The sequence below is a fragment of the Marinobacter lacisalsi genome, from assembly GCF_042651045.1.
GTDB classification, from domain to species: domain Bacteria; phylum Pseudomonadota; class Gammaproteobacteria; order Pseudomonadales; family Oleiphilaceae; genus Marinobacter; species Marinobacter lacisalsi.
The window spans coordinates 348568-360959 of the sequence record NZ_JBHSDI010000010.1 but is presented as its reverse complement, the minus strand read 5'-3'; the positions used below and the strand labels follow the sequence as shown (position 1 = coordinate 360959).

General features: G+C 58.2%; 11 protein-coding genes. 6 read left to right on the top strand and 5 right to left on the bottom strand.

Annotation, left to right across the window (positions count from 1 at the left end; all coding sequences use genetic code 11):
• Positions 1 to 156 precede the first annotated feature (156 nt).
• Positions 157 to 363 carry a cold-shock protein gene (locus tag ACFOZ5_RS07470; protein WP_379886395.1) on the bottom strand — a complete coding sequence of 69 codons (207 nt, stop codon included), beginning with the start codon at positions 361 to 363 and terminating at the stop codon, positions 157 to 159.
• 497 nt (positions 364 to 860) lie between these two features.
• Here ACFOZ5_RS07470 and ACFOZ5_RS07465 point away from each other — a divergent pair, with 497 nt between their 5' ends.
• Positions 861 to 2603 carry an aldehyde dehydrogenase family protein gene (locus ACFOZ5_RS07465; RefSeq protein WP_379886394.1) on the top strand — a complete coding sequence of 581 codons (1743 nt, stop codon included), beginning with the start codon at positions 861 to 863 and terminating at the stop codon, positions 2601 to 2603.
• A gap of 159 nt (positions 2604 to 2762) precedes the next feature.
• Here ACFOZ5_RS07465 and ACFOZ5_RS07460 read toward each other — a convergent pair whose 3' ends face one another.
• The gene (locus ACFOZ5_RS07460) at positions 2763 to 3134 is read right to left on the bottom strand and encodes a MerR family transcriptional regulator (RefSeq protein ID WP_379886393.1); all 372 of its coding nucleotides are present in this window, start codon (positions 3132 to 3134) and stop codon (positions 2763 to 2765) included.
• Positions 3135 to 3214: 80 nt separating this feature from the next.
• Between ACFOZ5_RS07460 and ACFOZ5_RS07455 the strand changes: the two genes are divergently transcribed.
• Positions 3215 to 4246, top strand: a complete 1032-nt coding sequence (locus tag ACFOZ5_RS07455) for an SDR family oxidoreductase (RefSeq protein ID WP_379886391.1) — start codon at positions 3215 to 3217, stop codon at positions 4244 to 4246.
• 50 nt (positions 4247 to 4296) lie between these two features.
• Here the strand turns inward: ACFOZ5_RS07455 and ACFOZ5_RS07450 are convergent, their stop codons facing one another.
• On the bottom strand, positions 4297 to 4974 hold the full coding sequence (locus ACFOZ5_RS07450; protein ID WP_379886390.1) for a hypothetical protein: 678 nt from the start codon (positions 4972 to 4974) through the stop codon (positions 4297 to 4299).
• Positions 4975 to 5564: 590 nt separating this feature from the next.
• Between ACFOZ5_RS07450 and ACFOZ5_RS07445 the strand changes: the two genes are divergently transcribed.
• From ACFOZ5_RS07445 to ACFOZ5_RS07435, 3 genes are all read left to right on the top strand, one after another.
• A complete protein-coding gene (locus tag ACFOZ5_RS07445) occupies positions 5565 to 7154 on the top strand; it encodes an ABC-F family ATPase (RefSeq protein WP_379886389.1) in 1590 nt (529 codons plus the stop codon).
• A gap of 96 nt (positions 7155 to 7250) precedes the next feature.
• Positions 7251 to 8216, top strand: coding sequence for a zinc-binding metallopeptidase family protein (locus ACFOZ5_RS07440; protein ID WP_379886388.1), 966 nt, complete (start codon positions 7251 to 7253; stop codon positions 8214 to 8216).
• Positions 8217 to 8298: 82 nt separating this feature from the next.
• Positions 8299 to 8556: a TIGR02647 family protein gene (locus ACFOZ5_RS07435; protein WP_379886387.1), complete on the top strand. Its 258-nt coding sequence runs from the start codon at positions 8299 to 8301 to the stop codon at positions 8554 to 8556.
• 100 nt (positions 8557 to 8656) lie between these two features.
• On the opposite strand, the gene ACFOZ5_RS07430 is transcribed toward ACFOZ5_RS07435, so the two are convergent.
• Positions 8657 to 9319 (bottom strand): DUF2202 domain-containing protein, encoded by a 663-nt coding sequence (locus ACFOZ5_RS07430; protein WP_379886386.1) that lies wholly within the window; start codon positions 9317 to 9319, stop codon positions 8657 to 8659.
• Between the two features lie 531 nt (positions 9320 to 9850).
• On the opposite strand from ACFOZ5_RS07430, the gene ACFOZ5_RS07425 reads away from it, so the two are divergent.
• Entirely contained in the window at positions 9851 to 10339 is a 489-nt protein-coding gene (locus tag ACFOZ5_RS07425; protein WP_379886384.1) for a GNAT family N-acetyltransferase, read from the top strand.
• Between the two features lie 137 nt (positions 10340 to 10476).
• On the opposite strand, the gene ACFOZ5_RS07420 is transcribed toward ACFOZ5_RS07425, so the two are convergent.
• Positions 10477 to 12249 carry a hypothetical protein gene (locus ACFOZ5_RS07420; protein ID WP_379886383.1) on the bottom strand — a complete coding sequence of 591 codons (1773 nt, stop codon included), beginning with the start codon at positions 12247 to 12249 and terminating at the stop codon, positions 10477 to 10479.
• Positions 12250 to 12392: the final 143 nt, after the last annotated feature.

Below are 12392 nucleotides of genomic sequence, written 5' to 3'. Positions count from 1 at the left end.
TTTAAAGCCCAGGTTGTAATCACGCTGCGTGCGCTTCTTCCGGGTGGGAGTATCGTTGCCCATCTGCTCATTCTCCAGATGACAACGTATTTCAGGACGGGACAGGGCCAACAAAAAAGGCAGCCGAAGCTGCCTTTCTGGTCATGCGGTCTGCTATCAGATAGCGACTACATTGTCCGCCTGAGGGCCTTTCTGGCCGTCGCTGACGCTGAATTCAACCTGCTGGCCTTCTGCCAGAGTCTTGAAGCCGCTGCCCTGGATGGCGCTGAAGTGAACGAAGACGTCCGGGCCGCTTTCACGAGTGATGAAACCAAAGCCTTTTGCTTCGTTGAAGAACTTGACCGTACCGGTAGTGTTAGACATATAAATAATCCTGAAATCAATATTTTGAGTTGCCGCCAGTACATCTGAATGATGCCCGGTCAGCGGTGTGCGGAAAAAATTATGAGGACTCGAAAACAGGACGGTGTACTACCAGTAACAACCAGTGAGGCGCCATATTCTTGAAGCTCGTAACACATCTTTTCTACGTCCCTACAATAACCCATTCCCCCACGATTACCTAATGATATTTACAGCGACCCGACGAAAGCTGTCATTAGCAACCTCTGGCCACCCCCCCAACCGGGATCGTAAACCCCACCAATCCGGACGATAACAGCCCGTGCCCGCCCTCGGTAAACCCGGGTGGCGGCCATAGCTCATACTACTGCTTTCATACTTTGCGACATGAACAAAACAGTTGTATTGCACACCTGTATTTACATGTTATAGATTAGTGTCAGGCCCCTCCCCCGGGGGCACTGGAACCAGAAGCCTCAGCGCTCTGGCTATCCACAACAACAATAAGGACAACAATAATGAATACCGCTGAAACCCGGGCCATGCCCGACGTGCGATTCAAATCGCTGGATCGCGCCGCCTCCGAACTCAGACAGAACGCCCGCAAGTGGGCACAAATGCCCGCTGTCGAAAAGGTCGAGATCCTGTCCGAGATCCGTGACCGGCTTCATAAGGTAGCGCCCGAGTGGGCAAAAGAGGCCGCCCGTCAGAAACAGATACCCAAGGGATCGCCGCTGGTCGGAGAGGAATGGATGTCTGGCCCCTACGCGGTCATGAGCGCCTGCAACCTGTTAATGGACACCTTATCCGGTCTTGAGGGGAAAACGTTCCTGAACAGGATTCCGACGCGTAAAACCGTCACCGGGCAGACCGTGGCGCAGATCGTTCCTCTTTCAGCCTGGGATCGCTTGTTGCTATCAGGCGTACAGGCCGATGTCTGGATGCAGCCGGGCGTTACCCCCGAGAACCTGGCCAGCCATACTGCCAGCGCACACGATGTGCCGCTGCAGGAGCGGGAAGGCAAGGTATGTCTCGTGCTGGGTGCCGGTAATATCGCTGCCATCCCGCCACTGGACTGTTTCCAGAAGCTCTTTACCGAGCACCAGGTGGTTCTGCTGAAGATGAACCCCGTCAATGAGTATCTTGACGTCTACCTGAAAGAAGCGTTTGCGCCACTTATCCGCTGTGGTGCGCTCAGGATTGTTCGCGGTGGTGTTGGTGTTGGCAAATACCTTTGTACCCATCCGGAAGTCGAGGAAATTCACATCACCGGCTCAGCCCTGTCTCACGACGCCATTGTCTGGGGCATGAAAGGCGAGCAGACCGCCAACAAGGCGGCGGGTACACCAAAGAATTCCCGGCGCATAACCTCCGAACTGGGTGCGGTATGCCCCACCATTGTTGTGCCCGGCCCCTGGAGCAAGGCGGACATTGCGTTCCAGGCGGAGCACATTGCCACCCAGAAGCTGCATAATTCCGGATTCAACTGCGTTTCCTGTCAGATGCTGGTGCTGCCTGAGAATTGGTCGCTGACTGACCGCCTGATGGATAAGGTCGAGCGGGTCATGTCCCGTCTGCCCTCCCGGTCACTTTACTATCCCGGTGCGACCGGCCGTATGGAGGACTTCTCCGCCAGAGGCGACAATGTTCTCAAATTTGAGCGCCCCGGCGCGGATGCCTGTGTGGTGGCACCACTGGATGGGGATACCACTGACTGGTTTGCAAGCACCGAGGTATTTGCCCCGGCCATGAGCACGCGGCGGCTGGCGGCAGAGAATGCCGAACAGTACCTGCGCAAGGCGGTGGCTTATGCCAATGATGAGCTGTATGGCACGCTTGGTGCCAACATTATCATTCACCCCTCAACGATCAAGGAGATAGGACAGGAGACCTTCGAGTCGATCATTGCGGATCTGCGCTATGGCACGATCGCCATCAACGCCTGGACAGGGCTTGGCTTCCTGATGCCTCAGTGTCCCTGGGGGGCATTCCCGGGCCATACGCTGGACGATGTGCAAAGTGGCATTGGCTTTGTTCACAACGCCTATATGTTCGACAAGGTCGAGCGCTGCGTGGTCACTGCGCCATTCCGGCCCTTTCCCAGAAACCTGCTGAGTTTCGGCGTTACCCTGTTGCCAAGGCCACCGTGGTTCGTCACCAACCGCAAACAGCATAAACTGGGTAAGCTCCTCACCAGCTTCCAGTATAAGCCTTCGCTGCTGAAGGTACCCCGAATCTTCCTGAACGCCTTGCTGGGCTGACATTGCCGGGGCGAGAAGCCCCACTAACGAACTGGCCACGCATGCCGCTCATGGCAAGGGCATGCGTGGTCCGGATCCACGACAATCCTGCACATGCCCGCATCAGGCGTACCTTCCTGCCTCCGGAAGCCCATCGTCAAGTTAAAGGGAAAAGCCAGCTCAGAGGGCGTTTCGCTGAGCCTCAGCGCTTGCCTCAAGGCGCTCCTGCTCCTGTTTCAGCATCACCTCGACATTCTGCAGTTCGCTGATTCGGGCGGCCACGAGGGCTCTTTTCTCGGCCATCAGCGCAGCACCCTGTGCACAGTCGATGCGGTTGTTCCGTACGGCATTGAGCAGGTCGCGAATTTCATTGAGCGAAAACCCCAGGTGTTTGAGCTGGCGCACCATGTTTACCCGGTCCACAGCCTGTTCCGGATAATCGCGGTAGTTATTGGCATGCCGCCTGACTTCCACCAGCAGTCCGGCCTTTTCGTAGTAGCGTAGGGTGTGCCGGCTGACGCCGGTTCGTTGTTCCAGTTCGGCGATGTGCATATTGGCCACTCCGGGGTATTGACCTTAGAGTTTACTCTATACCTTATCGTCACAGCTCACTCAATCAGAAGGAGCTTGTGATGAGCATACTGATCAGCGGAGCCACTGGCTTTATCGGGCGACACCTGTGCGCCCGCCTGACTGCGAACCAACAACCGGTACTGGCCTTGATGCGCGACGCCGGTCAACTACCCGCCCTGCGTGAGAAAATCGATGCCCTGGGCGGACAGGGCAGCCTCGTGCAGGCACTGGCCGGAGACCTGGACAGGCCCCGGCACTTGCTTTCCCTGGCGCTACCGGAAATCACCGCCATCGTTCACCTGGGAGCTCGCTTTGGCTGGCAGCTGGACAAGGAGCAGGCTCGCGCGACCAATGTATCCGGCAGCCTGGCTGTGGCCGAACTGGCCCGCCGCCTCGGTTGCCGCCTGGTTTTCGTCAGCGGATTCATGCTGGAAAACCACGCTCATCTCAGCAAACTGGGAATTGACCTTGCACAACCGGATAAAACAGCGTGGGACCGGGTCTACGACCGCGCGGGAGCCTATGAAGCCAGCAAGCTGGAATCCGCCTTCCGGGTGCGGGCCATGGTTACGCAGGGACTGGACCTGGTGGAGGTGCAGCCAGCGACGGTGGCGGGGCACAGCCGCAGCGGGGAGCTTGATACAGCGCAGCCCCTGTACCAGCTGATCGACAACCTGGCGCGAGGACGTCTGGCGATGGTACCCGGCTCGCCAGACCATTGGCTGCCGCTGGTAGCGGTGGATCATCTGGCCGCACTGCTGGCCCATGCAGCACTGTTGCCACAGGTGCCGGCCAGACTACTGGCGCTGGACCCGGGGACACCGAGACTCCAGCCCTTGCTGGCACAGGTGGCCGAGGTGTTGGACAGGCGCCCGCCAAAGCGGTATCTGCCAATCCCTGCGCTCGCCCTGCTCCTGAGGATTCCCGGGCTGAGCCGGCTGATGAATACCTACCCGGAAGCACTGAATTTCATCCAGACGACGCGCTTTGATACAGAAGTGGCAGACGGGTTTGGCGAACAGGAGGGGTTAGCCCATCCCGACATGAACAGGGTCATTCGCGCGAGCGCCGGATTCTACAAGAATCAGTGACCTGGATCAGGCTCGATTCAAGCGCCCGGTAACAGGCGGAGAATCACACCTTAAAGCGCAAACCAGTTCTTCTTGATGATTTCGTACTGCGCGCCGGTGATCACACCCTCCTTGTGCAGCCGGCGCATTTCAGCCACCGCCAACGGGACCCTCTGCTTGCCCTCGGGCAGGTCCCGTTGTCCCAGGGAAATCCCCGCGCACACCGTTTCAAGAAAGGCGCCAACCCTCGCCTGATCCGACGCCAGCGCGTCAACGCGGAAAAGCACAACATCACTGTTTAGCGCCAGAAAGTCGAAGTGGTGACGCCTCAGACGTACCGCCGCAACCATCAGTATCAGCGCAGTGATCACTGGCACCCCGAGCCATAGTGGAGAGAACGGAACCAGTGAATACACGATTGCGGGTATGGTCAAAAGACAGGTTGCGACAAACCAGAGGGTATAGCGGTAATCCTTGACCTCCCTCGGTTGAGGTTCCACAAAGGTCAGGTCGATGATCTGCTCGGGCAGTTCCTTCTTGCGGCGATGGGATTGGACGGCGATATAGTGACCGTTGAATCGCTTGAACAGGGTACTGGTTTTCGACCGGGCGTTGGTCTGGCGAAACTTGTTCTCAACCCGCCAGGTATCTTTCGGCGGGACCCCCCAACTCTGACGCTGCATGCCATAACCGGGCAGGCTCCAGTTATCCAGGTTGATGTTTTCAGCCTGATCCATCACCACATTCACTGTTATTTTCCTTTGTCGCTAAACCGGAAAGTCAAAACATCGGACCGTGTCGTGCCTTCGAGGCTGCGACACATTACATTCCTGACAGATCAGCAATTGTAAAATAATGTCAGAGAGGTTTTTCGAGACGTGATCTACGGAATAGAGAAACAGTGACAAAGACCAGGACGGTCGCTTTCGGGTAACTATCTTCGGGTAGCTATCGCCTGCTACCCCGATGCAGCAAACACCCTAGCGGCTACCCAGCGCGAGGCGACCCTTCGACGGCAAGAGCCTCGGCTAAGGATATGTGCGCAGTCATGCCGCCTATGACTGAGCCCCGCCAGGCTGTATACTGCGCACCCAATTTTTCGGGTATTGCTGGTGTCACGTCCGGCTAATTCCTTAACCTACTGAGCTTCTGAAAAGCCGAAGGGCTTGCCTCTGAGGACTCTGAGCCTGTGTTGCCAGTCCTTGCTGTGGAACCACCACACCTGCAGACTGGCGCCTTGGTCAGAGTCCTCAGAGGCAAGCAGTAGATTAAGGAATTAGCCGGACGGGACACTAGGGCCTGCGTGCTCCAATCCCCCTTCCTGCCAGGATTTTCTGTTTTGATCGCAACCGCAAACCTCACCATGCAATTCGGGGCTAAGCCCCTGTTCGAAAACGTTTCCGTCAAATTTGGCGGCGGCAACCGTTATGGCCTGATCGGCGCCAACGGCAGCGGCAAGTCGACGTTCATGAAAATTCTTGGCGGGGAGCTGGAACCCAGCAGTGGTCAGGTCATGCTGTCACCGGATGTTCGCCTGGGCAAACTGCGCCAGGACCAGTTCGCCTATGAAGACTACACGGTGCTGGATACCGTGATCATGGGCCATGAACGGTTGTGGCAGGTTCACGCCGAGCGGGAGCGGATCTACGGCAAGGCCGAGATGTCCGAAGAAGACGGCATGGCCGTGGGCGAGCTTGAAAACGAATATGCCGAGCTGGATGGCTACACCGCCGAGTCCCGGGCCGGCGAACTGCTGCTGGGGCTGGGCATTCCGCTGGAGCAGCACAATGGCCCGATGAGCGAAATCGCGCCGGGCTGGAAACTGCGGGTGTTGCTGGCCCAGGCACTGTTTTCCGACCCCGATGTGCTGCTGCTCGATGAGCCAACCAACCATCTGGATATCAACACCATCGGCTGGCTTGAGCAGATGCTGATCGCACGGGACAGCACGATCATCATTATCTCCCACGACCGGCACTTCCTGAACAGCGTGTGCACCCATATGGCCGACCTGGACTATGGCGAACTTCGGCAGTTCACAGGTAACTACGACGAATACATGACCGCCGCCACCCAGGCCCGGGAGCGTGTGCAGGCAGACAATGCCAAGAAGAAGGCCCAGATCGCCGAGTTGCAGACCTTCGTCAGCCGCTTTTCCGCCAACGCGTCCAAGGCCAAGCAGGCCACCAGTCGCGCCCGGCAGATCGACAAGATCCAGCTTGAGGAGGTCCGCCCCTCCAGCCGCATGAGCCCCTTCATCCGTTTCGAACAGCATCGCAAGCTGCACCGCCAGGCGGTGATTGCGGACAAGGTCAGTCAGGGTTTTGACGACGCGGATCTGTTCCGCAACCTCAACCTTCAGATTGAAGCCGGTGAACGCGTTGCCATTATCGGACCCAACGGCATCGGCAAGACCACACTGCTGCGCACCCTGGTGAATAACCTGGAACCCCGCAGCGGAACGGTCAAGTGGGCGGATGCCGCTGAGGTGGGCTATTTCGCCCAGGAACACGGCGACGACTTTGACAGTGACGACAACCTGTACGACTGGATGTCGCAATGGACGGACGGCGGCGAGCAGGTGGTTCGCGGTACCCTGGGGCGCATGCTGTTCTCGGGCGACGACATTGCCAAGTCGGTGCGGGTGATCTCCGGTGGGGAGCAGGGGCGCATGCTGTTTGGCAAACTGATCCTGCAAAAACCCAACGTGCTGGTCATGGACGAGCCCACCAACCATCTGGATATGGAATCCATTGAGGCCCTGAACCTGGCGCTGGAGCATTACCCCGGCACGCTGATCTTCGTCAGCCATGACCGGGCGTTCGTTTCCAGCCTGGCGACACGTATCATCGAATTGTCTGAGGACGGGGTCACTGATTTCAGTGGTAGCTACGACGACTACCTGCGGAACCTGGGTATGGCCGTCTAGTATCCCGGCGCCGCTCTTTTGCGCCGGCCGCTTGCGGACAGGCGGGAGTGTGCTCCACTATGGTTAGTCAAAGCCATAAACGGAGCCCCCCCCACAATGCGAGTTTTCTCCAATCCGGTCGGTGCCGGCTCCCTCTGGTTCGATAACCTGGCCACAGCCGACGGCACGCCTGTCGCCTATGACCCCCAGGCGCGGGCCTTTGTACCCATGCCGCCCTTCTGTGCCAACCGGGAAAGAATCGGTTGCAACTGGATAGCGCCGGAACAGGGTGCCTTTTGCCGGTCCTGTGCCATGACCGCGCTGGCACCCGACCCCTCGATTCCCAATGCCATTCCCAACTGGGCCCAGACCGAGGCCGCCAAGCGCTGGGTGCTGGATAATCTGGGTCGCTGGCACTGGTTCCGTCCGGAAGACCCCGGCACACGCCCGGTGTTCCACCTGCTGGCCGAGGGCCCTACTCCGGTACCCATGGGGCATGCGCAAGGCGTGGTGACCATCAGCGTTGCCGAAGTCGACCCCATCCTCCTGACCACTCGCCGAGAGGCTCTGCAGGAGCCCTATCGAACCATGATCGGCCACATGCGTCACGAGATCGCCCACATGATCTGGTGGCGGCTAAGCCTGCGGGATGACTTTCTTGACGCCTTCCGAGCCATGTTCGGCGATGAACGCATTGACTACCCGGCCGCGCTTCAGTACCACTACGAAAACGGCCCGCCAGGGGAGTGGAGGCAGTATTATCTGACCAGCTATGCCTCTGCGCATCCTCATGAGGACTGGGCGGAAACGGCGGCGCACCTGCTGCACCTGACCGACATCGCCGACAGCTTCGTGGCCACCGGCCTGTCATCCCGACAGATCCCCGGCCCCGAGTGGAACCCCTATACAGAGCCCGATGCCCGGCGGCTGGTCGATATTGCGGCCGCACTTACCGTGAGTGTCAATCATATCAACCGCTCCATGGGACTGTCGGATCTCTACCCGTTCGTGCTTTCGGAACATGCCCGTAATAAACTGGCGTTTGTCCACAACTGGCTTCGCCGGGGTGCCCTCGGGCTCTGAACAGGAAACAGCGGGCGGGCAGCCGCAACCGCTGCTCCGCCATGCTTTGGACAATGAAACCAAAACAACACAGGAACTTGCCATGCCGTTTTCCCAGGATCAGCTCAGCGAACTTAACCTGCTTGCCCTGTTCGACGATTCGTCGTCCCAGGAAGGCATCAAGGTACACCGGCATTCCGCGGAACCTGCGATGGTGGCCGCAGCGGAACGGTTGCACCGGAAGGGCCTGATTACCCAGAAGGATGGTGGTTATCTCACACCCTTGGGTGCTGAAACCGCTGAGCATGTGCAGAGAACACTCGCCGTGCTCAGCAGCAACGCTGGTGATACCGTTTCATAAAGCGGAACGCCTGACGTTTTCCCGTCCCGGGCTAGCGACACCGGCAGGCGAACGGAAGAAGGGCAGCCCAAAAGGCTACCCTTGCCGTTTTCAGGGAGGATTACTCTTTAACAGCACTTTCATCTTCAAGGATCAACCGGACTTCTTCCGGATCCAGGAGTTGAGCCTCGTAGGTCAGGCCCTGGGTTTCGATCACCCTGACAAAGGCCCTCAGGTGGCTCTTGGAGCCATCCAGGAGGTTGGAGTAGGCAATGATAATGGGGCGTTCGTCAGTCTGGTTAATCGCCGCGAGGATGTCTCGCATGTCCTTCTCTTCGATCAGTGCGCCTACGTAAAGCGCGTTAATGAAGGACGACTTGCCCTTCGCCACCAGTTCGTTATAAAGGGCCTGCAGTTCCTGATTGGTGAATACGCCGATGGTTTCGTTAACGACGGGATCCTCAACGCCAAACTTGTCGAGCAGGTAATCGACGGTTGATGTGTGGGTTTCCTCGGAAAGGGCGATCCTTGCAAAAACCTGGGTCTGAGCTCCCCATTGCCCGTCGAGAGTCAGATATACGTCCCGTGCCAGCTTTTCCTCCTCCCTCATATAACGGAGATCGCTGATTTCGAGTTCGGTAAGGCTCGGGTCGATGACCGCTGACGCGGGAGCGTCTGCAGCCTGCCCTCCTTTACCTTTGCCAGAACCGGCAACGGCAAGTGAAGCGCCACCAAAAACCATGGAACCGATAAGCGTAACGGTGATCAGGGATTTTGCGTTCATAACTACCTCTCTTTGAATGGGCGTAAAATTACCCGTACACATTGAATATGACGCTCCCCATAGAAAAAGGTTCGATGCTTTTTCATAACATTTACGATTTTTTTGTAGGTATATCTTCCTAAATCACTACATTTTCAAGAAAACGGGAAGTGTCCTCGTTTCGCTTTCCAATACCGTCTGGACTGGATCCAGCTTTATGATTCCGATTAACGAGGCGCTTTTCTTCTGCGGCAGCGACACTCTGGAACGCCATCAGGCACTTAAGCCTTCCTCCCCCACGGCGGACACCATTCTATGAACCGTGTAATAGCACGGCGTGACCACGACAACGTCAGGGCCGCTGATGCTCGTTGTCGTTCACCATCAAGCGTGGCTAAAAACTGACCATCAGGCATACCGGGACCCGGAAATCCCTGTACCAGCCTGCACCGTCAGGGGGCCACCCTGCCAGTTTGTAATGGAATTCCCGGTTTGCCACGGGGCTGTTTTGTCGTACTGTGTTCACCAGTAACATACCCCATGGAATCGCCAATGCCGCTCGACAATAATATCCGTATCCGTAAATATCAGATTCAGGATCTCAGTCCGCTGGTTCGCGTGTTCACCGAATCAGTCCACGAGTTGACCGCAACGGCCTATGACGAAACCCAACGCTATGCCTGGGCCTCACGCATGCCGCACCTTGACTCCTGGCAGCAACGGCTGGAATCCCTGGAAACCCTCGTGGCCGAAGATGGAGATGAGCTTGCGGGCTTTATTTCCTACGATCACGATGGCCATATTGACCTGATCTTCACCGCCCCCAACTATGCCCGGCAGGGCATTGCCTCGTCCCTGTACCGGGAGGCCGAGCAAAATCTCACTACACATGGCGTGAGCGAGCTTTATACCGAAGCCAGCGTGGTCGCACGGCCGTTCTTCGAAAGCCATGGCTTCAAGGCGATCGAGGAGCAGCGTGAAACCATACGTGGCAATCACCTGCTCCGGTACCTCATGCGCAAGTCTCTCAATAAGGGTTAGAGCGCTCCTCCTGTTGCCGGGCTTTCAATATAATGCCCTGATAGAATGTCACACTAGTGGTAAACAAGGGTCGGTACTGGGCCCGGCCCGGCGCTGATCGGCGGACCTGCTGGCGCAGGCCTCACCACCACGTCAGGTCACTGCTGCAGCGGATCGGATTCCAGCCGCAGGGTAAACGGGCCTGTACCCTCATAGCTGTCGGCGGTTATCCGGTAAGTTCCAGGTTGCAGGGCGGTGGTGATCCGGGAATTGGTCTGGCCGCCGCCGTCGTCATCCTCCAGGCTGATGCCCAAGCCTTCCAGGCTCAGCAGCGTATCAAAGGCGGTTGAGCTCATACTGACAACTACCTGCTCCGGCTCCTCCAGGACGAACTCATACTGCCGGGCATCCTCGCTGAGTTCATCGTAAACCGTCGCGTCAGATTCGATCGCGCAGGTGCCACTCTGGCCTTCATCACAGCCCTGCCTGATCGCTCCCTCATAGGGGCTGGTGCTGGTTTCAAGCAGGAACGGCCCCGACGCCGGGCCGGCGTAGCTGGAGACCTCGACAAGATACTCCCCTGGCCCAAGAACCGTGTTGAGGCGTGAATCCGTGCCGCCACCGCCATCATCGTCGGTCAGAGAAACACCCTCGCCCTGCAGCGTCAGCAGGGTGTCAAACACCGACGACGAGAGCCCGATAGTCACATCCGTGGGCTGGTCCAGCGTGAGGGTGTAGGCATTGGTTGCCACGCCATCGGCCATCCCGTGCAGCTGCTCGCCCGAGGTGAGGTCTCCGCTATTACGGAACTCCCCGTCAAAGGCGGTGGTTTCGACGTCAATGGCGTAAGCACCATATTCGGCCTCGAACCCCGACACCTTTATCCGGTAATCGCCGGGCATCAGCAGCGTATCCAGCCGTGGATCGGTGTTGCCATCGGTGTCGTCGACTTCGATATTGGTATCACCTCCACGGACCGTCAGCACGGCGTCGAATTCACCGGACGACACTGCCAGAGTGATGCGGGTTGGCTCTTCAACGGCAAGGGTGTATTCGTTTGTGGCAAAGGGCTCTGCCAGCGTACCGGTAATCTGGTCGCCGCTACGCAAGGGGCCAGCGTTGCGCTCGCCCGTCGCGAGACCAGAGAGGTCAAGCGACAGGCGGTACCCGTTGCCGGTGCTGGCAAAGGTATCGTCACACTGGTCATCAACCGGAAGCTTTTTCTGGCCGCCCGGGGTGAGTACGGCCTCGTATTCCCCGGCCGGGAGGTAGGCCGTCATAACCTGCTGGTCGTCGCCGCAGAGCGAGGGCCTGGCGGATTCCGCCTCCCCCCTCAGGGACAGACCGGCCCTGCCCCCGCCGGACAGCCGCAGGGACACACTGGAGGGCGCATCCACTGTAAACGGATACACCACCTCCTCTTCCGCCACTACCCCGGATACGGTGACGCCGTCGCCCAGCGTTTCTGCGACCGGTGCGGTCTGGGGTTCCAGGGAATAGGGACCGAAGTCCTTCAGGTTACTGCCACTGACCACCACCAGGTAGCACGCCTGACCGCCGCTGAGCAGCAGACTGGCCTGTGATTCCAGGGTGGAGTGGGTGTTGCCCAGCCAGTTGCCTTCGGTGTCATAGAGCGAAATGTCTCCAAGGAACGGGGCGTTCAACCGGTAAAGCACCCCGGCCTCATGGCCATCACCACACACCCAGTGGCGGCCCTGGCGAGAACCATCCTTGAGATTGATCTCGCTGCCAGACATCAACTCGCCCTTGATCGCGTCGCCGATGTTGGCCTCATCGGCCGACACAAAGCGATCGCCCTGGCCCGTACAGCCCGCCAGAATGGCCAGACCGGCCGCACCACCCGCCAGCAATCCGACACGAATGGCCCTGGCCAGTGGTTTTGGTGAGACAGCGTATCCTTCGAGAAACATGGTCCTTACTCCTGCAACTGCATTCCATTTTGAGGGGGCATTACGAACAGGCTCTTTTACCACATTTCCGGAAACTTACCCACTTCAGACCCGCGAAGTTTGATGTTGCTCATCATCGTCATGGGTAATTGATTCCAGACAAC

Coding starts and splice junctions, on each gene's coding strand:
- ACFOZ5_RS07420 (WP_379886383.1), bottom strand. CDS start 12,249: ATGTTTCTCGAAGGATACGCTGTCTCACCAAAACCACTGGCCAGGGCC.
- ACFOZ5_RS07435 (WP_379886387.1), top strand. CDS start 8,299: ATGCCGTTTTCCCAGGATCAGCTCAGCGAACTTAACCTGCTTGCCCTG.
- ACFOZ5_RS07430 (WP_379886386.1), bottom strand. CDS start 9,319: ATGAACGCAAAATCCCTGATCACCGTTACGCTTATCGGTTCCATGGTT.
- ACFOZ5_RS07465 (WP_379886394.1), top strand. CDS start 861: ATGAATACCGCTGAAACCCGGGCCATGCCCGACGTGCGATTCAAATCG.
- ACFOZ5_RS07440 (WP_379886388.1), top strand. CDS start 7,251: ATGCGAGTTTTCTCCAATCCGGTCGGTGCCGGCTCCCTCTGGTTCGAT.
- ACFOZ5_RS07460 (WP_379886393.1), bottom strand. CDS start 3,134: ATGCACATCGCCGAACTGGAACAACGAACCGGCGTCAGCCGGCACACC.
- ACFOZ5_RS07455 (WP_379886391.1), top strand. CDS start 3,215: ATGAGCATACTGATCAGCGGAGCCACTGGCTTTATCGGGCGACACCTG.
- ACFOZ5_RS07425 (WP_379886384.1), top strand. CDS start 9,851: ATGCCGCTCGACAATAATATCCGTATCCGTAAATATCAGATTCAGGAT.
- ACFOZ5_RS07470 (WP_379886395.1), bottom strand. CDS start 363: ATGTCTAACACTACCGGTACGGTCAAGTTCTTCAACGAAGCAAAAGGC.